Below are 24,663 nucleotides of genomic sequence, written 5' to 3' on the forward strand. Positions count from 1 at the left end.
AGCTCCTTCTTCACTTACTCCCCTACTGCCTTACTCCCCTACTCCCTTAACATGCTCCGTTTCCGGCACTGGCGTGATCGCCTTGCCGGTATCAAACCATGAAATGAGATTGTCGATCACAAGATCCGCCATGGCCTGACGGGTTTTATGCGATGCAGATGCGATATGCGGCAGCAAAACCGTATTTGGCGCATCGAGCAAACCTTGCGGCACGGAGGGTTCGTTCGCGAAGACGTCCAGACCCGCAGCGGCAATGGTGCCATTGTTCAGCGCCGCAGCCAGCGCGTCCTCATCGACCAGTGAACCGCGACCGACATTGATCAGCACGCCATCCGGGCCGAGCGCTTGCAGCACTTCTGCATTCACCGCCTTGGCAGTTTCCGCGCCGCCCGGGGCAACCAGAATAAGCGTGTCGACCGCCTTGGCCAGTTCAAGCAGGCTCGGGTAGTAATCGTAGGAGACGCCTTCAGCCTTGCGGCGGTTGTGATAGGAAACCGGCAGGCCGAAAGCCTCCACGCGATGGGCGACCGCCTTGCCAATACGGCCAAGGCCGAAAATGCCGACCTTGCGTCCGCGCAGCGACAGCTTCGACAGCGGATAGCGGCCTTCCTTTTCCCAGCGGCCTGCGCGCAGGAATTCCTGCGACTTCGACAGTTCACGCACGGTATCGATCAAAAGGCCAAGCGCGGTATCGGCCACTTCGTCGGTCAGCACATCAGGCGTGTTGGTAACCATCACGTTGCGGGCAGCGGCATGTTTGGCGTCAACCGCATCATAACCAACGCCGAAATTGCCGATGATTTTCAGATTTGGCAAAGCGTCGATCAGCGCCGCATCGACAGTGGACATACTGGCAATGCCACGCACATCGTTCGCCCAGGCGGCATCAACCAGCGCAGCATCACCGCGCGGGATACGGCGGACAGAAAATTCACCCGAAAGGCGTTCGACGGCATAATCGTTGAAGTTTCCGAGCACCAGAACGGTTGCGTCGCGCTTGGTCATGACAATATTCCTCTGGGAAGCATTTCGCAGTTCACGGGGAGACCGGCGACCGGTCAGGCTGAACCGGACCCGGAGCGGGGGAATCAGGGATGTTTGGGCTTGGACGTCGATTGCCGGATATGCAGCTCCGGCTTGATGAGTTCCTGCGTCGAGGCAACCTCGACACCATTCAACTGATCGAGCAAAGCGCGGGCGGCGCGACGACCGACTTCGCGCTGGCCGTTCCAGACGGTTGTAAGCGCGGGCGTGGCAATGGCCGCCTCTTCCAGATCGTCATAGCCGGTGACGGAAATATCGTCACCCGGCACCAGTCCGGCGCGTGCAATGCCGTTCATCAGGCCGATTGCGGTCAGATCATTCCAGCAGACGGCAGCGGTCGGCTTGTCCTTCAAGGCGAGGAACTGCGGCGCGACTTCGAACCCGCCCTGCTTGGTACGCGGACCCGCAATGCGCCAGTCGTCGCGAATTTCCAGCCCGGCTTTGTCCATCGCCTGCACATAGCCGCGATAGCGGTCACGACCGGTCGAGGTCTGGTCGGTGCCGCCGATCATGGCAATGCGCTTGTGACCAAGTGAAATCAGGTGGTTGGTGGCAAGGCCGACGCCATAGGCATCGTCACCGCGGAACACCGGCGCATGAACGCCTTCGACACTGCGCGCGATGAAAACGACCGGCAGGCCGTTATCCTCGGCGATCTGGATATCTTCCGGCGGCGTGCCGATGGCGGGCGACATGATCACGCCGTCAGCGCCAAGCTGCAAAAGCGTGTCCATGAAGGTGCGCTGCTTTTCCAGCTGATCGTAGTGATTGGACAGAATGAAGGTCTGGCGAGACCGGTCGAGTTCCGATTCGATGGATTTCAGAATTTCCGCGAAAAACGGATTCATGATGTCATGCACCACGACGCCGACGATCCCCGACCGCGACGTGCGCAGGCTCGCTGCCCGACGGTTATAGATATAACCGATGGCGCGGGCATGTTCCTTGATCTTCTCACGGGTCTGGTCGGCAACAAGCGGGCTGTCGCGCAGCGCAAGCGAAACGGTAGCCGTCGAAACACCCAGCGCATCAGCGATGGTCGAAAGCTTGATTTTCTGGGCCAAGTCGCCTCCCCCAACGGTCCATGCCACGAACGCCCATACGTCTTACGTCACACGGGCGTCATCATTAAAACGGTTATGCCATTGCAATTATTGAATTGAAAGTTTTTTTGGCAGTAACCCGCAGCCGGATTTGCTTATTCGGCTTCGTCATCCTCAATGGTATCGGTGGACGCTTCTTCAACCACGCGCGACAGACCGCGCAGCGCAAGATTGCCTTCCATACGGCCAAGCATTTTCAGGAAAGTCTTGCGTTCCTTCTTGTCGAGCCCCTTCAGCATGTCCTTGTCGGTCTTGCGAATGGATTTTTCGATGGCCTTGATCGTCTCAAGCCCGGTCTGGGTGAGATAGACATGCGACTGACGCTGATCGGTTTCGGACGCACGCTTGGCGACAAAGCCCTGCCCTTGCAGGCGCGCAATCGTCTTGGTGATGGTCGGCGGGCGCACACCGAGGCGCTGCGCAAGAACGCCAGGTGTCAGCCCGTCTTCGGCAGCCAGTTGCAGCATGACTGCATCCTGCCCGGCATAAAGTCCCTGTTCCAGAAGCCGTGTGGCCAGAACTGTTCTTGAAAGACGCGCGACGGATTGCAACCGGTAAAGTACAACCGCTTTATTGTCCTTGTTCATTGCCACCTCACCCTTTGTTGCGACTTCATTTTGTCGCTCGATCGACATTGCCCGAGATGTTTATAGCGTAAAATATTGTCCGACTTATGAAACAACAAGGTTAAAAACGTTCCGCTAAATCAAAAGCCAGTCTTGTTGTCGCTTGGCTTGCCCCTCCGGCTCCCCGGGTTTAGGTTCAGGGCCCGATAAACAAAGTGAGGAAAACATGACGGAACTGCGCGATCAGAACAGCGATATGATTGTCGTCCTGCCCCTTGGCGCACACGAACAGCATGGCCCTCATTTGCCATTCGATACGGACACAATCATCGCGGAAGGCATTGTCGCGCGGGTTGGCGAGGCGATTCCGGCTGGTCTGAACGTCAACTTCCTGCCGGTGCAGCCTGTCGGCTATTCGATCGAACATATGGATACGGAAGGCACCCAGAGCCTTGCCTTTTCCGAAGCGGTCAACCAGTGGATCGGCATCGGCGAAAACCTGCATGCGGGCGGCATTCGCAAGCTGGTCATGCTCAACGCCCATGGCGGCAATTCGCCCCTGATGACCATCGTTGCGACCGAATTGCGCGTCCGGCTCGGCATGCTCGCAGTCGCAACCAGCTGGACCCGCTTCGGCCTTCCTGAAGGACTGATCACCCCGGAGGAAAAGGCGCTCGACATCCATGGCGGCTTTATCGAAACCTCGGTGATGCTCGCGCTGCGGCCTGACCTCGTGGATATGTCGAAAGCGCGCAATTTCAGCAATGCGCAGTCCGGCTTTGCCGAAGAGTTCAAATATCTGCGCGCCTATGGCCCGCATGCGTTTGGCTGGAAAATGCACGACCTGAATACCGATGGCGTTGCAGGCAACGCTGCTGCGGCGACGGCGGAGGCCGGCGAAAAGCTGATCGCCAATGCCGTGTCGGGCTTTGTCGATCTGTTACGCGATGTCGACCGCTTCGACCTGGCGCGGTTCAAATCCTGAAGCGGGAAACCGGGCATTTCCAGTCAATCCGACCCGCAGTTCATCAATGGCGGGAATGTGATGGGGCAGATGTAATAATATAGCATTGCATATGGTATTACTGTCGCCGTTCCCTTATATGAATTGTCCGATCTGAAGCCCCGCCATGCGCCTTTGTGCGCCGACCGATCCGGGGCCGTAACTTCAAGAGGCAAGACCATGAGCCAGGCTGAAGCCCAAACCACAGCAGAGGCGACCACTGAAGCTGGCCGCATTCCCGTTACCGTTCTCACCGGCTATCTGGGCTCGGGCAAGACCACCCTTCTCAACCGCATTCTGACCGAGAATCACGGCAAGCGTTATGCCGTCATCGTCAATGAATTCGGCGAGATCGGCATCGACAACGACCTGATCGTCGAGTCGGATGAAGAAATCTACGAAATGAACAATGGCTGCATCTGCTGCACCGTGCGTGGCGACCTGATCCGCGTGGTGGAAGGCCTGATGCGCCGCCCGGGACGCTTCGACGCCATCGTCGTGGAAACCACCGGCCTTGCCGACCCGGTTCCGGTCGCACAGACCTTCTTCATGGATGACGACGTGCGCGCCAAAACCGGCCTCGACGCCGTTGTCGCGCTGGTCGATGCCAAGCATCTGCCGCTGCGTCTCAAGGACAGCCGCGAAGCCGAAGACCAGATTGCCTTTGCCGATGTGGTGCTGATCAACAAGACTGATCTGGTGACGCCGCAGGAACTGGCCACCATTGAAGCGACCGTGCGCGCCATCAATCCGCATGCCGTGATTCACCGCACCGAGCGCGCTTCGATCCCGCTTGAGCGCGTGCTCGACCGTGGCGCCTTCGACCTGAAGCGCGTGCTGGAAAACGACCCGCATTTCCTCGACCATGATCATCCTGATCATGTCTGCGGACCGGATTGCGACCACGATCATGGGCATGACCACCATCATCATGATCATCACGGGCACGATCACCACGCGCATGATCACGACCATGATCATCATCACCATGACCACGATCATGTCTGCGGCCCGGACTGCGATCACGATCATCACCATCATGACCACGCCTCGCCGATCCACGATGTCACCGTGAAGTCCGTTTCGCTGCGGGCCGGGGAAATCGATCCGGCGAAATTCTTCCCGTGGATTCAGAACATCACCCAGACTCAAGGGCCGAATATTCTGCGTCTCAAGGGCATCATCGCTTTCAAGGACGACCCGGACCGCTATGTGGTTCAGGGCGTACACATGATCATCGAAGGCGATCACCAGCGCGCATGGAAGCCGGAAGAAAAGCGGGAAAGCCGCCTTGTCTTCATCGGACGCGAACTCGACCCGGCTGAATTGAAAGCCGGTTTCGAAAACTGCCAAGTTAAATAAGAAATACTGGACACTGATGCCTACAGTTGCCCCGCTTGACCTCGAAGGTCATTGTCTTCATGCACGCTTCGTCGGCGGCGTTCCATTTTTTGCCATGGCCGATGGGACGATCCACCGGCTCGATAACGGCAGCCAGAGTTCAACGGCCCATGACGGGCTGTTGAGCGCTGCGGTTGCCGTTGACGGCAAATCACTCATCACCGGCGGCGAAGACGGTCGCGTCTGCCGCACCGATGCCAATGGCACGGTGACCGAACTTGCCAAAGTTCCGCGCAAGTGGATGACGGCGGTTGCTGCCGGTCCCGGCGGCACGGTCGGCTTTGCATCGGGCCGCTCGGCCTGGGTGCGCAGTTCTGATGGCAAAGTGCAGGAATTCCCGCAGGAACGCAGTGTTGAAGGCATTGCCTTCGCACCAAAGGGCCAGCGGCTTGCGATCGCCCGTTACAACGGCGCAACGCTGATCTGGACCGGGACTGCCGCCAAGCCTGCCGAACTGGAATGGAAAGGCGCGCATATCGGCGTCATTTTCTCGCCGGATGGCCGCTTCCTCATCACCTCGATGCAGGAAAATGCCTTGCATGGCTGGCGTCTCGAAGACACCAAACACATGCGTATGACCGGCTATCCGGCGAAGGTTAAGGACTGGTCGTGGAGCGTGAAGGCCAAGTGGCTTGCAACGTCCGGTGCGCCTGCGGCCATTGTCTGGCCTTTTGCAGGCAAGGACGGCCCGATGGGCAAGGCCCCGCTTGAGCTTGGCCTGCGCGGCGACAGCATGGTGACGGCGGTTGCCTGCCATCCTGTCGAGGATATCGTCGCCATTGGTTATAATGACGGCATGATCATGCTGGTTCGTTTTGCCGATCAGAAGGAAGTTTTGCTGCGCCGCCCCGGCAAAGGCGCGGTCTCCAGCATGGGCTGGGACGATCAGGGCCACCGCCTCGCCTTCGGTTCGGAAGCGGGGGATTGTGGCATCGTTTCGTTAAGGGATTAGGGGAATAAGGGAGTAAGGCAGTAGGGGAATAGGTCTTAAGAGAGTGTCAGGCGCTTCTTGCCCAACATACTGCCCTATTCCCTTATTCCCCTACTCCCCTAGAACTCAGGGTCTCTTCATCGAAACCGCAGGTGCGCCGTCCGGTCCGAGCGATGCGACCCACTGGCTGATCGCGGCGGCATCCTTGTCACAAAGCATGTGATCGGCATCAATCGTGCGCGCATCGACACGCGCGCCGCTGGAGCGCAGAAGTGCGGAGAGCGCAGGCGCAAACGGCGAATAGAGCTTGTCTTCCTCGCCGGTGATCGTCAGCACGCGCGTCTTGCTCAGATTGGCAACCGGCGCATTGTCCAGCACCGGCATCGAGCGCATCAGCACAGCGCGTTTCACCATATCAGGATGCAGCATCATGGTTGCCGCCAGAAGATTGGCGCCGTTCGAATAGCCCACGAATGTCGCATGAGTGAGGTCGAGGTCCTTGTCATCGGCAAGGCGCGTCAGGAACGTCACAAAAGCATTGGCTTCGAGCTGGATGTCCTTCTGGTCGAACTTGACCGGCGTGATACGCTTATACCAGCGCGTGCCGCCGTCCTGCATGACGCGACCGCGAATGCCGAGCAGCGTCGCGCGCGGCCAGATCTTGGACGCCAGCGGAATGAGGCTGGTTTCATTGCCACCCGAGCCGTGCAGCAGGATAACCAGCTCGTTGGACGCCTTTTCCGGCGTATAGAAGCGGTGAATGAACTGCTTGCTGCGGGAAAAATTCTGTTCCGGCGTGATTTCCGTATCCATCTTCTTCTCGCGCATGGTGACGCCTTCACCGAGTTTGGGGGCGCCTTCTTCTTCCTTCATCGAAGCGGCAATGCCGCTCAGTGCCTTGCCCTGACCTTTCGTAGAGACAGCCACAGGCTGCCCCTCAGCAAAAGCCGAGCCGGTCGATACCATAAGCGCAGCCGCCAAAGCGGCAATAAACATCTTCTTTACCATGATCTCAACATAGCCAACGAGACGTTAACGAAGGTTTGAAAGCGGCACTCGCAGAAAGCCCATAACGTGCCTGCCTTCGCGGCGAATGCAACTCCCTTAACAGCAGAGATTGAGCGAGAATATGGCAGAATAACGAAAAGTTTCGACGTGTTACAATTCTGTTACAAATTGGGAAAATCATCAACAATGCGTGAGCCACGAACTAGTGGACAAAACACCATGTTTCTGACGCGTTCAGCGTCAAAATAGGGTATTATTCCAGGAGGATGGATAACGGACATGAGCAGCTTCAAACCCGGTCGTCTTTCGCATGCCCGTCTCACGCATGATGCGGTGACACCGAAAAACATCTATCTGCATCGCCGCCAGTTTATGGCAGGTCTCGGCGCGCTTGCCACAATAGGTACTGTCGGGGGCTTCGCATCCTCGGCATTTGCAGATCCGCTCAAGGCCGCCGCCTCTGCCTACAAGGTCGATGAAAAGCTGACGCCGAAGGAAGACGTTACGACCTATAACAATTTCTACGAGTTCGGCACCGACAAGAGCGATCCTTCCGCCAATTCCGCCGACTATAAGCCGCTGCCCTGGAAACTGACCGTCGACGGGCTGGTGAAACAGCCAAAAGAATTCGACATGCGCGACCTGATCGCCAAAATGCCGCTGGAAGAGCGCATCTACCGTATGCGCTGCGTCGAGGCGTGGTCGATGGTGATCCCGTGGATCGGCTTTCCGCTTGCAAGCCTGCTGTCGCAAGTGGAACCGCTCGGTTCCGCCAAATATATCGCCTTCACCGGCGTCGTGCGCCCGGAGGAAATGCCCGGCCAAAAGGGGCTGTTTCAGGTGCTGAACTGGCCCTATGTCGAAGGGCTGCGACTGGACGAAGCCCGGCATCCGCTGACTATTCTGGCTGTCGGGCTTTATGGCGAGACGCTGCCCAACGCCAATGGCGCGCCAATCCGGCTCGTCGTGCCATGGAAATATGGTTTCAAGGGCATCAAGGCCATTACCCGCATCAGCTTTGTGGAAAAGCAGCCGCCCACTTCCTGGCAACAGCAGGCCGCCAATGAATATGGCTTCTACGCCAATGTGAATCCGGCGGTCGACCATCCGCGCTGGAGTCAGGCAAGCGAACGGCGCATCGGCGAAAACAGTTTCTTTTCCTCAAGCCGCCGCCCGACCTTGCCTTTCAACGGCTATGCGGACGAAGTCGCATCGCTTTATGCTGGCATGGATCTGAAAGCGAATTATTGACATGACGGCTGAGAGGGCAGCGACAAACGAAACGCGCATGCAAAAGCCGGCGGCCCGCAAATCCGATGGCTGGAAGGTCTGGCTGCTCTATGCGGTCGGGTTCGTTCCCGCGATCTGGACCTTCTATCTCGGCGCGACTGGCGGTCTTGGCGCTGATCCGGTCAAGACTTTCGAACATACGCTTGGTCTCTGGGCGCTGCGCCTCCTGATCCTGACCCTGCTCGTGACGCCGATCCGCGATCTGACCGGCATCAGCCTGCTGCGCTATCGCCGGGCGCTCGGTCTTCTCGCCTTCTATTATGCGCTCATGCATTTCACGACCTATATGGTGCTCGATCAGGCACTGAATTTCCCGGTTATCCTCGCCGATATTCTCCGCCGCCCCTTCATCACCATCGGCATGGTCAGTCTCGCTTTGCTGGTGCCGCTGGCGCTAACGTCGAATAACTGGTCGATCCGGCGGCTCGGACGCCGCTGGACCAGCCTGCACAGACTGGTCTATGTCGCCATCGCAGGCGGCGCGATCCATTTCATCATGTCGGTAAAAAGCTGGCCTGCGGAGCCGATCATCTACGCCGCCATTGTCGCAGCGCTGCTCCTGTGGCGCGTGGTGCGTCCTTACAGGCGTAGCCGCAAGACAACCGCGCCGCGTCCGCGCGGAGAGGCCGTCGCTCTAAAGAAGTAACATCTTATAGAAGTGCTGGTTTTTAAAGATTCCAGTCTATTGAGATAAATTTCTCCGATTTCTGGATAGGCACTGACATAGTGCCGCAAATCATGTCAGTATCGCCGCAGATTCCGCAATGATTACCGCAACCGGCGAGCACTGAGGCACATGACGTCTATTTTAAGATCGGCGCCCGTTCGCATTGCAGGCAAGTTTATCTTCGTTGTTTTCGCTCTTATCTTTGCGATCTGGGCGAGTTTTGCGATGTGGTACCAGTTGCCGTTCGGTACTGTTGTTCGCCAGGCAGTCATCGCGGTGTGGCTGCTCATCACGCTTTGGATCATTGCCGGGGAACGGCAGTTTTCCTGCTGGCGCAAACGACTGTTCTTCTGCTTCCTCGCGCTCCTCATCCTCGGCTGGTGGGCGACGATCCGCCCTTCCCTCGACCGCATCTGGGCACCCGATGTTGCGCGCATCGTCACCGGCAAGGTGGATGGCGACATGGTCACCTTGTTCAATGTCCGCGATTTCGAATGGCGCACGACCGAAGACTTTACCGAAAACTGGAAAGACGAAACCTACGATCTGAGCAAGATCACCTCGGTGGACATCTATCTATCCTACTGGTCAAGCCCGGCCATCGCCCACACGCTGCTTTCCTTCGGCTTTGCCGACGGACGCCATGTGGTTTTCTCCGGCGAGATCCGTCGCGAGCATCATGAGGTCTTTTCGTCCATTGGCGGCTTTTTCCGCGAATTCGAGCTGGCGATGATCGCCGCCGAGGAGCGGGACATCATTTACCTGCGCACCAATGTCCGCAAGGAAGATGCCTATCGTTATCAGGTCAGATTGCCGCCCGGCCCGGCCAGACAATTGTTCCTGTCCTATGTCGAGCGTGGCAACCAACTGGCCGCCAAGGCGGAGTTCTACAACACGCTGACCACCAACTGCACGACCATGATCTTTGACATGGCGCGCCTGCTCGACCCGACATTCCCGTTCGACTACCGCATTCTGCTGTCGGGCTATCTACCCGGTTATCTCTACGACAATCACTGGATCGAGAACGGCGGCTCGCTGGAAGAAGTACGCCAGCGCGCATCCATTGATGCCAGAGCACAGGCAGGCGGACGCGACGACTTTTCGCAACGCATCCGCGAATAAAAAAGCCCCGCAAAAGCGGGGCTTTCTCATGCATTCGCGCTGGGATCAGATCGCAGCGGTGATGATGATTTCAACCTTGTAATCCGGCGTTGCAAGCGCTGCTTCACCGGTTGCGCGGGCTGGGGTGTGCTCCGGATGGACCCATGCGTCCCAGACAGCGTTCATTTCGGCGAAATCCTTCATGTCGGCCATCCAGATGATCGCCTGGAGGATCTTGGTCTTATCCGAACCGGCTTCCTTGAGCAGGCGGTCCACTTCACCCAGAACGGCCTTGGTCTGGTCGGTCACGCTGGCGCCTGGCAGACCCACCTGACCGGCGAGGTAAACAGTATTGCCGTGAACCACGGCCTGGCTCATGCGCGGACCAACTCCGATGCGACGGATGCTCATGGTGAACTCCTCTGAATGCTGCTGCGGAACGTGCTCCGCATTGGAAAAAATGTGCGCTCTCTTATGGAAGTCTATGCGCAGTTTGGCAATGGCATTGCCATGCGTGATCGCTTAATTTCGAAAACAGGAGGAACCACCATGCAGAACCCGCTTGCCGACATCTACCGGGATTATATCGCCTGCCTGAACGAGCAGGATTGGGATAATCTCGGGCGCTTTGTCCATCAGACGGTCTCGCATAATGACAGGCCGTTCGGACTGGCTGGCTATCGCGCCATGCTTGAGCAGGATTTCAAGGCGATCCCCGACCTCCAATTCAATATAGAACTGCTCGTCAGCGAACCGCCAACGATCGCCGCGCGTCTGGCTTTCGATTGCACGCCTGTTGGCGCGTTGTTTGGCCTGCCGGTCAACGGTCGCAATATCCGGTTTGCGGAAAACGTCTTTTACACCTTCGAGAATGGCCTTATAAAAGCGGTCTGGTCGATTATCGACAAAGCAGCCATCGAAGCGCAGCTTTGATCGCATCTGCGGATTGACTCTTGAGGCCCCTCCCCCTATAAGCCGCGTCACGTTCGCCCGCGCGGGTTAACGGATGGTTTGCGCTGTCCGCCGCAAGGGAAAAGAACCAGCTCCTGTTCATGAGAGCATGATCCCGGAAAAGGGAAACCGGCTTCGGGCCAGATCATGCTCAACTGAAAAACAGAATTAAGAAGGGCCGCACACCGCGGTATTAAAAAAATGAAGCGCACTTATCAGCCATCCAAGATCGTCCGCAAGCGTCGTCACGGTTTCCGTGCACGCATGGCTACCACCGGCGGCCGCAAGGTTCTCGCCGCTCGCCGTTCGCGCGGCCGTAAGCGGCTTTCCGCTTAATCTTATCCCGCGCAGCAGCGCGGTGATCAGAAACATGAAAAAGCCGAAACAAATACTCCGCCTTCGCAAGAGAGCGGAGTTTTTGGCTTTAAGGAACGGTGAAAAGCGGCGTGGTCCGCTGTTTCTTCTCGAAGTCCGCGAGCGGACGGAAGAGGAATCGGCAGTGGCCAAAATTGGCGACAAGCCCCGCGCCGGCTTCACCGTCACCAAGAAGAACGGCAACGCCGTGATACGAAATCGCATCCGTCGCAGGTTGAGAGAAGCGGTACGTTGTCACGCAGGACGTGACATGGCGCCTTCGACCGACTATGTGATCGTAGCGCGCGAGCAAGCTCTCACTGCGCCCTTTTCGCGACTGACCGAGGAACTCACCCGCCGCATCACGGCAAAGGGTGAGCGGAAAGGCGAAGGGAAACGCCGAACGGAAAGACCGGAATCAGGACCCGTCAATGGAAAATAAACGCAATTTCTTCATCACCATTGCCCTGTCCATCCTCATACTGACGCTGTGGCAAGTGTTTTATCTGGGTCCGAAAACGGAAGCCCAGCGGGAGCAGGCACGCATTGAGGAGCAACAGCGGCAGGCCCAGCAGGCAGCCCAGGGTAGCCAGGCAGGCAACAGCGCGGGCGATACGCCGCAGGCGCCAGCCGCCTCGGGCACAATTCCCGGCCATGGTGATGTGGCAGCCGCAGGCGGCGCGCTGACCCGCGAAGCCGCAATCGCCCAGACCCAGCGCGTCCAGATCGACACGCCTTCGCTGCGCGGTTCGATCAATCTGACCGGCGCGCGTCTTGATGACCTCTTCCTCAAGAACTACCACGAGACGGTCGACGACAATTCTCCGAATATCGAACTGCTTGCGCCTTCCGCGCTGAAGCAGGGCTATTTCGTTGAACTCGGCTTCACCGGCAATGACACGACCGGCCCGGTTCCGGGTCCGAACACGGTCTGGTCCGTGGAAGGCAACGACAAGCTGACCCAGACCACGCCGGTCACGCTGACCTATACCAACGAGAAGAACATCACCTTCAAGCGCGTCATCTCGGTTGACGACGCTTATATGTTCGCCGTTGACGACACGATCACCAACAATACCGGTGCGCCGATTTCGCTGGCCTCCTATGGTCGCGTAACCCGCTTCAACCAGCCGCAAAATGCCAGCGCCACCTATGTTCTGCATGAAGGCCTGATCGGCGTCATGGGTCAGGACGGCCTGCAGGAAATCAAGTATTCCAAGGTCGAAGACGACAAGGACATCTCGTTCAAGGACGTCAATGGCGGCTGGCTCGGCATCACCGACAAGTACTGGGCCGCAACGCTGGTACCGCCGCAGGACGAAAAGTTCACCGGTCGCTTCTCGCACTTCACCAATGATCGCCCGCGCTACCAGACCGATTTCCTCGGCGCGCCGATGACCATTGAGGCTGGCCAGTCGCAGACGCTGAAGAACCACGTCTTTGCCGGTGCAAAGGTCGTCACCCAGATTCAGGCTTATGAAAAGCAGCTCGGCATCAAGCAGTTCGAACTGCTGATCGACTGGGGCTGGTTCTACTTCATCACCAAGCCGATGTTCTACCTCATCGACTGGATCTACAAGTTCTCCGGCAATTTCGGCGTCGCCATTCTGGTTGTCACCGTTCTGCTCAAGGGCCTGTTCTTCCCGCTCGCCAACAAGTCGTACAAGTCGATGGCGCGCATGAAGCTGGTTCAGCCGAAGATGACGGAAATCCGCGAAAAATACGCGGACGACAAGATGAAGCAGCAGCAGGCCATGATGCAGCTGTACAAGGAAGAGAAGATCAATCCGCTCGCAGGCTGCTGGCCGGTGCTGGTGCAGATTCCGGTGTTCTTTGCCCTGTATAAGGTTCTCTACGTCACCATCGAAATGCGCCACGCGCCGTTCTTTGGCTGGATTCAGGATCTTGCAGCACCGGATCCAACCTCGCTCTTCAACCTGTTCGGCCTGCTGCCTTTCGCCGTGCCGCACTTCCTGATGATTGGCGTCTGGCCGCTCCTGATGGGTATCACGATGTTCCTGCAGATGCGCATGAACCCGACCCCGCCGGATCCGACACAGGCTGCGATCTTCACCTGGATGCCGATCATCTTCACCTTCATGCTGGCTTCGTTCCCGGCTGGTCTGGTGATCTACTGGGCATGGAACAACCTGCTCTCGATCACCCAGCAGGGCATCATCATGAAGCGTCAGGGCGTCAAGATCGAGCTCTTCGATAACCTCAAGGGCATGTTCAAACGAAAGCCCAATGAGGCGAAGAAATAGAACTGAAAGAACCCCGCTCAGGCGGGGTTTTTTATGCCGTCATGTTGACAATGCGGCCCATACCATTGATGCGTGTGTTCTACAGAATAAAGCGACCAGGATAAAAACATTGAGCGAGCAGGATAAGAAGCAGGCGGCAATCAATGCAGCTCAGGCGGCGGCAGATGCGACCCGCGCGGCGCAGGCGGCACTGGTCGAGCAAGGCCGTGCACTGTTCAAGAAGTCGTGGATCTTTATCCGCGGCGTGCCGTCGATGCAGTTCCTGCCACCGGAAGGCCCGGTGGAAATCGCCTTTGCCGGACGCTCCAATGTCGGCAAGTCATCGCTGATCAACGCTCTGGTCAACAAGAAGGGCCTTGCGCGCACATCCAATACGCCGGGCCGCACGCAGGAACTGAACTATTTCGTGCCGGACGGTTATTCCGGCGAGAACGGCGACCTGCCGCCGCTGGCCCTCGTGGACATGCCCGGCTATGGCTTCGCCGAAGCACCCAAGGCCCATGTCGATGCCTGGACGCGGCTTGTTTTCGACTATTTGCGCGGACGCACCACGCTGAAGCGCGTCTATGTGCTGATCGACGCCCGCCACGGCATCAAGAAGAACGACGCCGAGGTGCTCGACCTTCTCGATAAGGCTGCCGTGTCCTACCAGATCGTGCTGACCAAGATCGACAAGATTAAACCGGCGGGCGTGCCGCGCCTGATGGCGGATACGCACAAACTCACCTTCCGCCGCGCAGCCTGCTTCCCCGGTATTATCGCCACCTCGTCGGAAAAGGGCCTCGGCCTCGACGATTTGCGCGCCGCTATTGCTCTGGTGATCAAAGAATCCTGATCTCAGCCTGACCTGTCCTCAAAGAGGACAGGTTTCCGGCAGATTGTTCAGTCCCTGATTGCGGTGCTCGAACTGCACGTCGATCTTTTCCCCGTCGCGGGTCATGCGCAGCACATAGATGCTGTCGAAATCGTCGCCCGACCATTTGGGCACGCTGTGCTTGTCGCCACCATTCTCCTTGACGATGTCGCGTACCAGCTTGACGATCTGCTTGTGCTCCCAGCCAACCAGAACGGTCGCATTGCGATAGGCGGGTGCTGCCAGCGCTTCTTCCAGCTTGTCGATATCTTCGAAGCCAAAACGCGTATCGACCGGCAGGCCGAGCGAAATCGCGGTTGGCTCGACGGTGGCCAGCGGACGCACATAGGCATAGGTCTCGCCCTTGTCATCCTTCTCCTCGGACGGATTGGGCGCAAAAATCGCCGCAGGCTTGCCGAACTGTTTTGTAATGACCGCTGGCAGTTTCAGCGAGCGGTTCAGGCCGCGACAGCTTAGCTGCCCCAATCCTGCTTCCGGCTTTTCGCCATGGCGGACAAAGATCACGGTTTGTGTGGAGGATGCCGCAGCAGCAGTGCTTTGAGCAGCATTGAGGGCAAAGAGCGAAACCAGAGCGGTCAAAATCAACCGACGCATTGAAACAACTTTCTTCATGGAACAGTGAAACTATAAAATCAGGATTTACATAGAACACTGGCAGCAGTGTCCAGCCAACTATTCGTGAAAAATAAGCCGCGAGACCGTTTTCGCGGATTCCATTTGAATCAAAACCGGTCTAGAAAAGCCTGCCTCTTCTGCCCTGTCGCCAGCCATGGAGCCCGCGATGACGACCCTTGAAAATTCCGAAAAGCAAGCGCAACTCCTCTCCGCCGCCCTGCCCTATATGCAGCGCTACGAGAACAAGCACGTCGTCGTGAAATATGGCGGCCACGCCATGGGCAATCCGGAGCTTGGCAAGGCGTTTGCCCGCGATATTGCGCTTTTGAAACAGTCCGGCATCAACCCGATCGTCGTGCATGGCGGCGGACCGCAGATTCAGGCCATGCTGACCAAGCTCGGCATCGAATCCCGTTTTGAAGGCGGATTGCGCGTCACCGACGAAAAGACCGTCGAAGTGGTGGAAATGGTTCTGGCCGGTTCCATCAATAAGGAAATCGTCGCCCTCATCAATGCCGAAGGCGAATGGGCCATCGGCCTGTGCGGCAAGGACGGCAACATGGTTTTCGCGCAGAAGGCGCACAAGACCGTCATCGACCCCGATTCCAACATCGAGAAGGTACTCGATCTCGGCTTCGTCGGCGAACCGGCGGAAGTGGACCGCACGCTGCTCGATCTTCTGGCGCGTTCCGAGATGATCCCGGTCATCGCGCCGGTCGCTCCCGGCCGCGACGGCCACACCTACAACATCAATGCCGACACCTTTGCCGGTGCTATCGCAGGCGCGCTTGCCGCAACCCGCCTTCTGTTCCTGACCGACGTTCCGGGCGTGCTGGACAAGGACAAGAAGCTGATCAAGGAACTCTCCGTTGCTGATGCGCAGGCGCTCATCAAGGACGGTACGATTTCCGGCGGCATGATCCCCAAGGTCGAAACCTGCATCGAAGCAATCCGCCGTGGCGTGGAAGGCGTTGTCATCCTCAATGGCAAGACCCCGCATTCCGTCCTGCTGGAACTTTTCACCGAACATGGTGCCGGCACGCTGATCGTGCCATAAAGCCCCATGACCAATAGTTCCAACGCTTCGGCCTTCACTCCAGCTTTTCAGCATATCACTGACTGGGTGTTTGATCTCGACAACACGCTCTATCCCCACGCCGCCAATCTGTTTTCGCAGATCGACGTGAAGATGACGAGCTATGTCGAAAACCTGCTGCAATTGCCGCGCGAGGAAGCGCGTCGCATCCAGAAGCAGTTCTATCTCGACTATGGCACCACGCTGAAAGGCCTGATGGAATGCCATCAGATCGATCCGGACGACTTTCTGCAAAAGGTGCACGACATTGACTATAGTTGGCTGAAGCCCGATCCGGCGCTTGGCGAAGCGATCAAGTCCCTGCCGGGCCGCCGCTTCATCTTCACCAATGGCGATCGCGGCCATGCCGAGCGCGCGGCACGCCAGCTCGGTATTCTCGATAATTTCGACGATATTTTCGACATCGTCGCTGCCGGGCTGATGCCAAAGCCGGAACGTGTCACCTATGACCGTTTTCTGGGCGCTTTTGGTGTCGATGCCAGTAAGGCCGTGATGTTCGAGGATCTGGCGCGCAACCTCGTCGTGCCCAAGGCGCTCGGCATGAAAACCGTTCTGGTGGTGCCGAATAATTTCGAGCCGACCTTCTCGGAAATCTGGGAAAGCGATCCGGAATTTACCGATCAGGTCGACTATGTGACGGATAATCTGACCCAGTTTCTGGAACAGATCATTGCAGGCAGATAGGCATTTTACTGGCCTCGAACAGTCTATCGATGCGGCGGCCCACCGTGTCCTCGACCGGCTGCCGCGCAACCGCCTGACCGACGGACTGATTGAATTTCTGGTCTTCGGCCTCAAACAGGCTTGGGCCTGCCTGTTTGGCGGCGCCATGCTCGGCCTCATCATCCTCACCCGCTGGCTGTGGCCGGAAAGCGGGGTTGGCGGTATCGCCGGTTACGTCACGCGCTATGATTTTCTCTTCCTTTCCGCGCTGGCTATCCAGCTTGCCATGCTGGTCTTCAAGCTGGAGGCATGGGAGGAAGCCAAGGTCATCCTGATTTTCCATGTCGTCGGCACGGCCATGGAAGTGTTCAAGACCCATGCCGGTTCATGGATCTATCCGGAAGAGAACTTCTTCCGCATCGGCGGCGTGCCACTGTTTTCAGGCTTCATGTATGCGGCAGTCGGCTCCTATATGGCGCGCATCAACCGCATCTTCGACATTCGGCTGAACCATTATCCGCCGCTCTGGACAACACTGGTGCTGGCGGCTGCGATCTATGTCAATTTCTTCGCCCATCATTTCATCTGGGACATTCGCTGGCCGCTGTTTGCGCTGACATTCGCCTTGTTCTGGCGCACCAGCATGCATTATCGCGTGTTCCGCTTTCGGCACAAAATGCCTCTGCTCCTCGCCTTTCTGCTAACCTCGCTCTTCATCTGGTTTGCGGAGAATATCGGCACGTGGTCGAAGGCCTGGCTCTATCCCAACCAGCATAATGGCTGGGTGCCGGTTTCGCTCGGCAAGCTCGGCTCATGGTATCTCCTGATGATCATTTCCGTCGTGCTGGTCACGCTGGTTCATCGTCCTCGCCCCTATGAGGGCGAGAAAGACGCACAATCGCTTACTCCTGAAAAGGCAGAAGCATAAGCCTGCAACGTCCGGTCAAAACTTGCCCGTGACATCAATGCTCGCGCCATAGGCCATATCCCGGTTAACGGTTCGCGCAAGATAAGGCGTCACGCCAACACTCAAGACCTCGCTGAACGCATAGGACAAACTGGTCGAAAGGCTGCCGCGTGTATGCGCTGCATCTGCATCGAAGCTGAGCGCGCCGATATAGTCGGCGCTCGCCATCACGCTCGGATCATCATGCAGGATATCCTGTTCGATCTCCGCATTAATCAGCCAGCGCACCCGCTCGCTCAACGGCATGGCATAGTTCGCCCCAAGATAGACGCCCAAGCGCCGCGATTTCACATCGGAATAGGTGAACGGGAAATAAGCATTGGTTTCCGTGTACCCATCCATCTTGAGATCGCTGTAGCGCAGCCCCGCATAATAACCGATGGCAGCATTGTCCGGGAGATCGTGCGACCGTCCCGCTTCGAGCGATGCCCCCCAGCCCCTGATTGTGCTCTCGCCCGTGCCCGCCTCGGTATAATTCAATACCTGCCGCGTCCGCTCAATATCGTAGCGATTGGCGGCAACCGAACCTTGCAGATACCAGTGACCCGTTGCTGTTGGCGCGCGCCAGCGGGCATAGAAGCCGCCGCCCAGATTGTCATTATCCCGGTCGAAACTTTCCGGCATGTCGCGCCAGAAGGAATGTGCGACTGTGATGCCTGCCAGAAAATTATCAGTGAAGGCATGCGCCATGGAAATCCAGCCAAGCGCATCGGTCTTCCCGCCCGCATGCCCAACATCGGCTGAAAGCGAGTAGCAACTTTCGCCCGCCTTCGCGACATCACATGCGCGCTGCAAGCGCCCCAATGTTCCGCGTTGTGATTCCATCAGCGAAAATGTGTCTCCCGCCAAAGCAGCGACAGTCTTCGCCGTATTGGTCACATCGACACCGACCGACTGCACAGTTTGCGTTGAACCAGCCCCCGCTGTCGGCGATTGTGAAGATTCCGTCGTCGTCGACGAACCCGATTGAGCGCCAGACCCTGCTTCAGTTCCGGCTGTCTGTTGTTCGGCTCCCCCCGAGCCAGACTCTGTGGGCGTTCCGTTGTCCGATGGTGTCGAGCCTTCGCCCGCTGCCGGTGGTTGCTGAGATTCTGCACCCGTAGACAATCCCGATTGACCGCCTGAGCCAGCTTCAGACCCGGGTGACTGCTGCTCTGTTCCGCCCGCGCCGGGATCCGGTGTAGGAGTTTCGACAACCGGCGGTGTTGCCGTTTCGCCCGGATCAGGATTCGGTGTTGGCGTGCCTGTGACCGGCGGAGCCGAAATCAGGAGCTTCCAAATGGTTGCATGTGAAACCCCGGACGCGAGTGTCGACGTTCCGACCACAACTGTCCCATCTGCCGACATGGCATTGGCCGTAGAAGACACGCCGCCAAGTGTTCCGAGATCAGTGGGCGCGGTTGCGCCATTCGCCCAGTAAACCGCGTGCAGATTGCCGTCTGTTGCCGACGACGATCCCGCGATGATCGAACCGTCGGCGGAGATGGACGCAACATCGGAATAATAACCGCCAAGTGTGCCAAGATCGGTCGGCGTCGTCGCGCCGTCCCTCCACGAAACGGCGTGGGTTTCACCCATCTCGGTATAGGATATGCCCGCGAGGACCGACCCGTCAGCGGAGAGCGTGAACACATCGGAATAGAACCCGCCGAGCGTGCCCAGATCGACCGGCGATGATGCACCATCGGCCCATGATGCGGCATGGATTTCACCACCGCTCGTTTCCGACTGCCCTGCAATGACGCGCCCATTTGCCGATACGACATTTGCTGCGGAATTTGAGCCGCCAAGCGTGCCGAGATCCGCTGGTGTCAAGGCGCCATTCGTCCAGGAAACTGCATGATTAGCGTTGGACACGGAAGCCGCATAGCCGACAATCACCGATCCATCCGCAGAAACGGCCTTGGCATAAGAGCCGTTGCCGTTGAGCGTTCCAAGATCAGTTGGAGAGGTCGCTCCGCTCGTCCACTTGACCGCACGGTTCATGCCGCCCGAAGTGGTGGAATTGCCGACAATGACACTGCCATCTGAGGACAGCGCAACCGCTTCGGAAAAACTGCCGCCAAGCGTGCCAAGATCGGTAGCCAGCGTCGCACCATTTGCCCAGGACACAGCGTGTAGGGCAGCACCGATCTGTGCCTGACCGACGATGAATGTGCCGTCAGCCGAGACCGCATTGACGACAGAGTTGCCACCACCCGATGTTGAGAGAACGACCGGCGTAGCGTTGCCCGCAGTCCAGGATACCGCCGATAGTCCGCCGCCGGACGTGTAGGCTCGCCCCGCCATAACTGACCCATCAGCCGACACGGCTGTCGCGGCGGCATCCCCGGTAAGCGCTCCGAAATCGAGAGTTGGCCCCGATTGCTCGACATTCGCGGCGCGAGCCGGGCAGACAGCAGCCACCGTCCCGAGCATCAGCCCGGAAATAATTTTAAGAATCGCTTTCATAGCGACATCTTAATTTGGAAAGAAGAACGATGCTGGAATATATATAATATTATTCATATAATAAAAATACATGGTACACCCCCAACAAAACCATATAAGTTTATCATATATTTATTTTTAACGACGGCAATATCTATTGTTTCAAATTTAAACAATCAATTTACAATGAAAATTACTTTTAAAGAAACTGCGAAAATTCAAAACGAAAATCCATCTGCTTACAAACATAAGCGTACGCCAACGATTTATTTAAGCCCCGAAAGCAGCCCTTTTTAGCAAACTCGCCAAAAACGAGGCAGGCGAGAAAGGTTGCCCTCTCCCGCCTGCCTAATCTTATCAAATCGGCTTCCATCAAACGGCACGTCGAAGACGAACTATCTTTCGTTGTTGCGCTTCATTCCACGCGAAACCGTTCGTGCCTCCGGTGAGACCTTAGAGCGCGTTTCGATCTGATTGGATCAGATCGGCGCTCTAATTCTTTGTTTTAACGCGCATCTTTCCCGAAAGCCGTTTCACACTTTTCGGGATGCGCTCTAGAACTTACCGGAAAGACCGATGATCGCCCCAAAACCGGTATCCTTGTTCACCGTGCGGTTCACATAAGGCGTTACACCAATGCTGACGGCATCGCTGAACGCATAGGAAACTGTGGTGGACAGACTGCCGCGAGTGTGTGCCGCATCAGAGTCGAACTTATAGGAACCGACATAATCGGCACTCGCAGTGACGCTCGGGTCCTTATGCGAAAGGTCCTGCTCAATCTCCGCATTGACAGACCAGCGCACCTTGTCGGTCAGCGCCATGCCGTAATTAGCACCGAGATAAGCGGTCGTACGCTGCGATTTCACATCCGAATAGGTGAACGGGAAATAGGCGTTGGTTTCCGTATAGCCATCCATCTTCAGATCATCGTAGCGGAGACCACCGTAATAGCCGAATGAGGACTTGTTCGCGAGATCGAAGGATTGACCCGCTTCCAGCTGCACGCCCCAGCCATTGATGGTGCTGTCACCGGTACCCGGTTCGGTGTAACCCAGAACTCGTCGCGTCCGCTTGACATCATAACGGTTGATCGCGGCAGAACCCTGCACATACCAGCTGCCATTGGCCGTCTGGTCTCTCCAGCGGGCATAAAGACCACCGCCGAGATTGTTATCCTCGTGGTCGAAATCGCCCGGAAGATCGCGCCACAGGGAATGCGCAACGGAAACACCTGCCGAGAAATTATCGGTAAAGGCGTGACCGAGCGTCATCCAGCCGAGCATATCCTTGGAGTTGCCCGATTTGCCGATATCGGTCGAGATCGAATAGCAGCTTTCGCCAGCCTTCGAGACATCGCAGGACGTTTGCAGACGACCAAGCGTTGCCCGCTGCGATTCCATGACAGAGAAGGTGTCGTGAGCAAGTGCTGCCACCGTCACCACCGTGTTCGTCACATCAATACCCACCGGTGTCGGTGCGGGTGTGGGGTCTGGAGTTGGATTCGGCGCGGGCGGCGGAACGAGCTTCCAAAGAGCCACATGATCGAAATCGTTATCGTTTGCCACAGATCCGACAATTACCGTGCCGTCGTCGGAAACTGCGTTTGCGACACTCGTATCCCGACCAAGCGTGCCGAGATCCATCGCTTGCGTCGATCCGTTTACCCATGCCGCCGCGTGTTGATTGCCGTCAGTGTAATCCGCCCCTCCAACGATGACCGCGCCATTGTTGGAAACTGCCTTTGCGGTACTCGAATTTCCGCCAAGCGTGTTGAGGTCTGTCGCTTCCGCCGATCCGTTCAGCCAGGATACTGCATGAAATTCTGCGGAGCCATTATCTGAAAACCCGACAACAACCTTGCCGTCACCGGAAACTGCAACCGCCTTGCTGATATTTCCGCCAAGAGTGTTAAGCACTGTCACATTGCTTTGACCAGTGGCCCATGAAAGCCCGCGTTCATGATTGGAACCGAGATCTTCATTTCCAATAATCATCGTACCATCGGCAGAAACGCCAATGGCCTGACTACTGACCGCATCAGCAGATGCACCGAGTTGTGTCGGGGTTGTTGTGTCACCCACCCAAGATGTCGCGTATTGTTTTCCCGTACTATCCTGCGCCCAGCCAACGATAACGTTACCGTCGCGGGATACTGCCAGTGCATCGCTGCTGTTTCCGCCGAGTGTGTTTAAATCTGTGGCGTAATGTTCAACGCTCGGATCGTCTGAAATATTTACCCATTTTACCGCGTGATTAATACGGTTCTCGTCCTGCGCACTACCAACAATCACACTGCCGTCGCCAGAAAGCGCGTGCGCCTCAGCAGCTGTATCGATAAAGCCGTCGCCCAAGTCAACGCCATCGAGGCCCACGCCCTTTGACGAACCGTTCAACCACACAGTAGCCTGCTTATCTGGATCCTCAAGACGTTCACCCGACCACCCAATGATCACCTTGCCGTTCGCGGAAACTGCTACTGCACCACTCGCTGAACCATCTGCGGACGCATAAGCAGAGTCTAATGTAGCTACACCGTCCACCCAAGTTGCCGCGCGCTGGGAGACGACAGATAGCCCTTGAGGATTGGTGTGCTCGACAAAAGCCGATCCAACAATCACCTTTCCGTCGGCGGAAACTGCAACCGCCCCACTCCCGTTCTCGCCGAAACCATCCAACAAGCCCGACTGCCCAAGCGTCCAATCATCCGCCATCGCAATGTTCACGCATCCCATCAGTGCGGACGTACCAAGCAACAGCGCAGCTGCCCTTTTCAAAACCGTGTTCATAAAAACCCTTTAAAGTAAGCTTTGCAGTATTTCGCCCCACGCACTGGAAAAGAGGCATGGGGAGAGCCCAAGAGGCGGGAAGAGTCCTCCCCACCACATTGACGCGACCGGAGCGCAAATGTGGAAACAACCGAGAATTTTCCGGAAGATGAAAATAATTAAATCAAAGAAACACAGAAACGGACACGCCCGCGCATCATCGAGACGAAGGCCGCAGCAATCACGCATACGCAATGAACAGCCATCAGGACAATGACACAAACACCGCCATCTTGATATTCAATTGATATTTATATTACCCACCTTTTATATAGAAATTCAATTTGGATGGTATTTTAAATTCAAACTCAGACAATACAGATGAATCCCAAATGTATTTTCAGATTATTTCATTCTAAATTTCTAATTGAATATACTGTTAATATTGAAAATGTATCCACATTCACCTGTTGAAAGGGCGCAGATTTGTGAATTAATCTAAGAAAAGCGCCCGATCTGAACGCATGCCGTGCGTGTTCAATCACATATCGATTGCAGATTTTAGACCGCGCCCGAACGGGACCTGCACCGGGGTTCGGCGCATCCGATAGAATCGAAACCGCCCCCCGGTAGTCCAAGCACTACAGCTTGGCAGCCTAGAGCTTATAAAAATCCTTGATCTGATCCCAGGCTTCGTCCGCCGTTTCGACGAAGTTCAGAAGCTCGATATCGGCCGGCGAAATCGTGCCCTGTTCGGCCAGAAACTCGATATTGATCGCCTTGGTCCAGAACTCCTTGCCAAACAGGATCAGCGGCATGCGCTCCATACGGTTGGTCTGGATCAGTGTCATTGCTTCAAAAAGTTCGTCCATCGTGCCGAAGCCGCCCGGAAAAACGCAGATCGCCTTGGCGCGCATCAGGAAGTGCATCTTCCTGATCGCGAAATAATGGAAGTTGAAGCAAAGCTCCGGCGTCACATAGGGGTTGGGCGCCTGTTCATGCGGCAGCACGATGTTGAGGCCGATGGTCGGCGCACCGACATCCGCCGCACCACGATTGCCCGCTTCCATCACGCCCGGTCCGCCGCCCGTCACCACGATGAACTCGCGATAATAGGTCGTGGCGGAATATTCCGAGCACAGGCGGGCGAATTTGCGCGCTTCCTCGTAATAATGTGAATTGGCTTCGAGGTTCTTTTTCTGCACCTCGTTCTTGGCCGCCCATGCCTCGCCGCCCGGCTCCGGAATACGCGCGCCGCCAAACATCACCACCGTCGATTTGATGCCACGGTCGGCAAGGATCAGCTCCGGCTTGAGAAGTTCGAGTTGCAGGCGCACAGGGCGCAGGTCGCGACGCGTCAGAAAATCGTCATCCGTAAAGGCAAGGCGATAGGCAGGCGCTTCCGTCTGGGGCGTTTGCGGTACGGTTTTCGCCTGCTTGATCGCTTCCTCGGAATTCGGGAACGGCGTCCAGCCGGACTTCTCCATCGGGTTCATGCTTCTCACCTGCTCCTTACAACCTGCTACCAAATCCATTCTGGCGCTAAATGCTTAATCTGTCTCAA

23 protein-coding genes are annotated in these 24,663 nt (G+C 57.0%); 14 read left to right on the forward strand and 9 right to left on the reverse strand.

Annotated features, from left to right (window positions below; all coding sequences use genetic code 11):
- Positions 1 to 30: 30 nt before the first annotated feature.
- The 3 genes from FGI60_RS23360 to FGI60_RS23370 all read right to left on the reverse strand — a co-directional run bounded on the left by FGI60_RS23360 (position 31) and on the right by FGI60_RS23370 (position 2,734).
- Positions 31 to 1,005: a 2-hydroxyacid dehydrogenase gene (locus FGI60_RS23360; protein WP_138787193.1), complete on the reverse strand. Its 975-nt coding sequence runs from the start codon at positions 1,003 to 1,005 to the stop codon at positions 31 to 33.
- Positions 1,006 to 1,088: 83 nt separating this feature from the next.
- Positions 1,089 to 2,108: a LacI family DNA-binding transcriptional regulator gene (locus tag FGI60_RS23365; RefSeq protein ID WP_078339941.1), complete on the reverse strand. Its 1,020-nt coding sequence runs from the start codon at positions 2,106 to 2,108 to the stop codon at positions 1,089 to 1,091.
- Positions 2,109 to 2,242: 134 nt separating this feature from the next.
- Positions 2,243 to 2,734 carry a MarR family winged helix-turn-helix transcriptional regulator gene (locus tag FGI60_RS23370; protein WP_138787194.1) on the reverse strand — a complete coding sequence of 164 codons (492 nt, stop codon included), beginning with the start codon at positions 2,732 to 2,734 and terminating at the stop codon, positions 2,243 to 2,245.
- Between the two features lie 205 nt (positions 2,735 to 2,939).
- On the opposite strand from FGI60_RS23370, the gene FGI60_RS23375 reads away from it, so the two are divergent.
- The 3 genes from FGI60_RS23375 to FGI60_RS23385 all read left to right on the forward strand — a co-directional run bounded on the left by FGI60_RS23375 (position 2,940) and on the right by FGI60_RS23385 (position 6,069).
- On the forward strand, positions 2,940 to 3,698 hold the full coding sequence (locus tag FGI60_RS23375) for a creatininase family protein (protein WP_138787195.1): 759 nt from the start codon (positions 2,940 to 2,942) through the stop codon (positions 3,696 to 3,698).
- A gap of 198 nt (positions 3,699 to 3,896) precedes the next feature.
- On the forward strand, positions 3,897 to 5,078 hold the full coding sequence (locus tag FGI60_RS23380; RefSeq protein WP_138787196.1) for a CobW family GTP-binding protein: 1,182 nt from the start codon (positions 3,897 to 3,899) through the stop codon (positions 5,076 to 5,078).
- Positions 5,079 to 5,094: 16 nt separating this feature from the next.
- Complete coding sequence (locus FGI60_RS23385; RefSeq protein ID WP_138787197.1) at positions 5,095 to 6,069, forward strand: WD40 repeat domain-containing protein; 975 nt, start codon at positions 5,095 to 5,097, stop codon at positions 6,067 to 6,069.
- Between the two features lie 105 nt (positions 6,070 to 6,174).
- On the opposite strand, the gene FGI60_RS23390 is transcribed toward FGI60_RS23385, so the two are convergent.
- Complete coding sequence (locus FGI60_RS23390) at positions 6,175 to 7,056, reverse strand: alpha/beta hydrolase (protein WP_138787198.1); 882 nt, start codon at positions 7,054 to 7,056, stop codon at positions 6,175 to 6,177.
- Between the two features lie 279 nt (positions 7,057 to 7,335).
- On the opposite strand from FGI60_RS23390, the gene msrP reads away from it, so the two are divergent.
- The 3 genes from msrP to FGI60_RS23405 all read left to right on the forward strand — a co-directional run bounded on the left by msrP (position 7,336) and on the right by FGI60_RS23405 (position 10,138).
- A complete protein-coding gene (gene msrP, locus FGI60_RS23395) occupies positions 7,336 to 8,307 on the forward strand; it encodes a protein-methionine-sulfoxide reductase catalytic subunit MsrP (RefSeq protein WP_138787199.1) in 972 nt (323 codons plus the stop codon).
- Positions 8,308 to 8,344: 37 nt separating this feature from the next.
- Positions 8,345 to 8,992 (forward strand): protein-methionine-sulfoxide reductase heme-binding subunit MsrQ, encoded by a 648-nt coding sequence (msrQ, locus tag FGI60_RS23400; RefSeq protein ID WP_138787200.1) that lies wholly within the window; start codon positions 8,345 to 8,347, stop codon positions 8,990 to 8,992.
- Positions 8,993 to 9,142: 150 nt separating this feature from the next.
- Positions 9,143 to 10,138 carry an Lnb N-terminal periplasmic domain-containing protein gene (locus FGI60_RS23405; protein ID WP_138787201.1) on the forward strand — a complete coding sequence of 332 codons (996 nt, stop codon included), beginning with the start codon at positions 9,143 to 9,145 and terminating at the stop codon, positions 10,136 to 10,138.
- A gap of 45 nt (positions 10,139 to 10,183) precedes the next feature.
- Here the strand turns inward: FGI60_RS23405 and FGI60_RS23410 are convergent, their stop codons facing one another.
- Positions 10,184 to 10,528 carry a RidA family protein gene (locus tag FGI60_RS23410; RefSeq protein ID WP_138787202.1) on the reverse strand — a complete coding sequence of 115 codons (345 nt, stop codon included), beginning with the start codon at positions 10,526 to 10,528 and terminating at the stop codon, positions 10,184 to 10,186.
- Between the two features lie 138 nt (positions 10,529 to 10,666).
- Here FGI60_RS23410 and FGI60_RS23415 point away from each other — a divergent pair, with 138 nt between their 5' ends.
- The 5 genes from FGI60_RS23415 (at position 10,667) to yihA (ending at position 14,521) form a co-directional block, all read left to right on the forward strand.
- Positions 10,667 to 11,050 carry an ester cyclase gene (locus tag FGI60_RS23415; RefSeq protein ID WP_138787233.1) on the forward strand — a complete coding sequence of 128 codons (384 nt, stop codon included), beginning with the start codon at positions 10,667 to 10,669 and terminating at the stop codon, positions 11,048 to 11,050.
- A gap of 219 nt (positions 11,051 to 11,269) precedes the next feature.
- Positions 11,270 to 11,404, forward strand: coding sequence for a 50S ribosomal protein L34 (rpmH, locus tag FGI60_RS23420; RefSeq protein WP_006467565.1), 135 nt, complete (start codon positions 11,270 to 11,272; stop codon positions 11,402 to 11,404).
- 34 nt (positions 11,405 to 11,438) lie between these two features.
- Positions 11,439 to 11,864 (forward strand): ribonuclease P protein component, encoded by a 426-nt coding sequence (gene rnpA, locus FGI60_RS23425; RefSeq protein WP_138787203.1) that lies wholly within the window; start codon positions 11,439 to 11,441, stop codon positions 11,862 to 11,864.
- Complete coding sequence (gene yidC / locus FGI60_RS23430; protein WP_138787204.1) at positions 11,854 to 13,686, forward strand: membrane protein insertase YidC; 1,833 nt, start codon at positions 11,854 to 11,856, stop codon at positions 13,684 to 13,686. The genes rnpA and yidC overlap by 11 nt, the downstream gene beginning before the upstream one ends.
- A gap of 109 nt (positions 13,687 to 13,795) precedes the next feature.
- Positions 13,796 to 14,521, forward strand: a complete 726-nt coding sequence (yihA, locus tag FGI60_RS23435) for a ribosome biogenesis GTP-binding protein YihA/YsxC (RefSeq protein ID WP_078339930.1) — start codon at positions 13,796 to 13,798, stop codon at positions 14,519 to 14,521.
- 18 nt (positions 14,522 to 14,539) lie between these two features.
- On the opposite strand, the gene FGI60_RS23440 is transcribed toward yihA, so the two are convergent.
- A complete protein-coding gene (locus tag FGI60_RS23440; protein ID WP_138787205.1) occupies positions 14,540 to 15,154 on the reverse strand; it encodes a hypothetical protein in 615 nt (204 codons plus the stop codon).
- Between the two features lie 187 nt (positions 15,155 to 15,341).
- Here FGI60_RS23440 and argB point away from each other — a divergent pair, with 187 nt between their 5' ends.
- The 3 genes from argB to FGI60_RS23455 are packed head-to-tail and all read left to right on the forward strand — an operon-like array spanning position 15,342 to position 17,862.
- Positions 15,342 to 16,232, forward strand: a complete 891-nt coding sequence (gene argB, locus FGI60_RS23445) for an acetylglutamate kinase (RefSeq protein WP_078339928.1) — start codon at positions 15,342 to 15,344, stop codon at positions 16,230 to 16,232.
- 6 nt (positions 16,233 to 16,238) lie between these two features.
- Positions 16,239 to 16,955, forward strand: coding sequence for a pyrimidine 5'-nucleotidase (locus FGI60_RS23450; protein WP_138787206.1), 717 nt, complete (start codon positions 16,239 to 16,241; stop codon positions 16,953 to 16,955).
- Positions 16,942 to 17,862 carry a DUF817 domain-containing protein gene (locus FGI60_RS23455; RefSeq protein ID WP_138787207.1) on the forward strand — a complete coding sequence of 307 codons (921 nt, stop codon included), beginning with the start codon at positions 16,942 to 16,944 and terminating at the stop codon, positions 17,860 to 17,862. Before FGI60_RS23450 ends, FGI60_RS23455 begins: the two co-directional genes overlap by 14 nt.
- Positions 17,863 to 17,877: 15 nt before the next feature.
- Here FGI60_RS23455 and FGI60_RS23460 read toward each other — a convergent pair whose 3' ends face one another.
- The 3 genes from FGI60_RS23460 to FGI60_RS23470 all read right to left on the reverse strand — a co-directional run bounded on the left by FGI60_RS23460 (position 17,878) and on the right by FGI60_RS23470 (position 24,595).
- A complete protein-coding gene (locus tag FGI60_RS23460) occupies positions 17,878 to 20,352 on the reverse strand; it encodes an autotransporter domain-containing protein (protein WP_138787208.1) in 2,475 nt (824 codons plus the stop codon).
- Positions 20,353 to 20,885: 533 nt separating this feature from the next.
- The gene (locus tag FGI60_RS23465) at positions 20,886 to 23,120 is read right to left on the reverse strand and encodes an autotransporter domain-containing protein (RefSeq protein WP_138787209.1); all 2,235 of its coding nucleotides are present in this window, start codon (positions 23,118 to 23,120) and stop codon (positions 20,886 to 20,888) included.
- A gap of 635 nt (positions 23,121 to 23,755) precedes the next feature.
- Positions 23,756 to 24,595, reverse strand: coding sequence for an LOG family protein (locus FGI60_RS23470; RefSeq protein WP_113534782.1), 840 nt, complete (start codon positions 24,593 to 24,595; stop codon positions 23,756 to 23,758).
- Positions 24,596 to 24,663 lie beyond the last annotated feature (68 nt).

The organism is Brucella haematophila, assembly GCF_005938105.1.
In the GTDB taxonomy this organism is placed as follows: Bacteria; Pseudomonadota; Alphaproteobacteria; order Rhizobiales; family Rhizobiaceae; genus Brucella; species Brucella haematophila.

Excerpts from the sequence above, each read along its gene's own strand:
- FGI60_RS23360 (WP_138787193.1), bottom strand. The coding sequence starts at position 1,005 with ATGACCAAGCGCGACGCAACCGTTCTGGTGCTCGGAAACTTCAACGAT.
- FGI60_RS23370 (WP_138787194.1), bottom strand. The coding sequence starts at position 2,734 with ATGAACAAGGACAATAAAGCGGTTGTACTTTACCGGTTGCAATCCGTC.
- FGI60_RS23375 (WP_138787195.1), top strand. The coding sequence starts at position 2,940 with ATGACGGAACTGCGCGATCAGAACAGCGATATGATTGTCGTCCTGCCC.
- FGI60_RS23380 (WP_138787196.1), top strand. The coding sequence starts at position 3,897 with ATGAGCCAGGCTGAAGCCCAAACCACAGCAGAGGCGACCACTGAAGCT.
- FGI60_RS23385 (WP_138787197.1), top strand. The coding sequence starts at position 5,095 with ATGCCTACAGTTGCCCCGCTTGACCTCGAAGGTCATTGTCTTCATGCA.
- FGI60_RS23390 (WP_138787198.1), bottom strand. The coding sequence starts at position 7,056 with ATGGTAAAGAAGATGTTTATTGCCGCTTTGGCGGCTGCGCTTATGGTA.
- msrP (WP_138787199.1), top strand. The coding sequence starts at position 7,336 with ATGAGCAGCTTCAAACCCGGTCGTCTTTCGCATGCCCGTCTCACGCAT.
- msrQ (WP_138787200.1), top strand. The coding sequence starts at position 8,345 with ATGCAAAAGCCGGCGGCCCGCAAATCCGATGGCTGGAAGGTCTGGCTG.
- FGI60_RS23405 (WP_138787201.1), top strand. The coding sequence starts at position 9,143 with ATGACGTCTATTTTAAGATCGGCGCCCGTTCGCATTGCAGGCAAGTTT.
- FGI60_RS23410 (WP_138787202.1), bottom strand. The coding sequence starts at position 10,528 with ATGAGCATCCGTCGCATCGGAGTTGGTCCGCGCATGAGCCAGGCCGTG.
- FGI60_RS23415 (WP_138787233.1), top strand. The coding sequence starts at position 10,667 with ATGCAGAACCCGCTTGCCGACATCTACCGGGATTATATCGCCTGCCTG.
- rpmH (WP_006467565.1), top strand. The coding sequence starts at position 11,270 with ATGAAGCGCACTTATCAGCCATCCAAGATCGTCCGCAAGCGTCGTCAC.
- rnpA (WP_138787203.1), top strand. The coding sequence starts at position 11,439 with ATGAAAAAGCCGAAACAAATACTCCGCCTTCGCAAGAGAGCGGAGTTT.
- yidC (WP_138787204.1), top strand. The coding sequence starts at position 11,854 with ATGGAAAATAAACGCAATTTCTTCATCACCATTGCCCTGTCCATCCTC.
- FGI60_RS23440 (WP_138787205.1), bottom strand. The coding sequence starts at position 15,154 with ATGCGTCGGTTGATTTTGACCGCTCTGGTTTCGCTCTTTGCCCTCAAT.
- argB (WP_078339928.1), top strand. The coding sequence starts at position 15,342 with ATGACGACCCTTGAAAATTCCGAAAAGCAAGCGCAACTCCTCTCCGCC.
- FGI60_RS23450 (WP_138787206.1), top strand. The coding sequence starts at position 16,239 with ATGACCAATAGTTCCAACGCTTCGGCCTTCACTCCAGCTTTTCAGCAT.
- FGI60_RS23460 (WP_138787208.1), bottom strand. The coding sequence starts at position 20,352 with ATGAAAGCGATTCTTAAAATTATTTCCGGGCTGATGCTCGGGACGGTG.
- FGI60_RS23465 (WP_138787209.1), bottom strand. The coding sequence starts at position 23,120 with ATGAACACGGTTTTGAAAAGGGCAGCTGCGCTGTTGCTTGGTACGTCC.
- FGI60_RS23470 (WP_113534782.1), bottom strand. The coding sequence starts at position 24,595 with ATGAACCCGATGGAGAAGTCCGGCTGGACGCCGTTCCCGAATTCCGAG.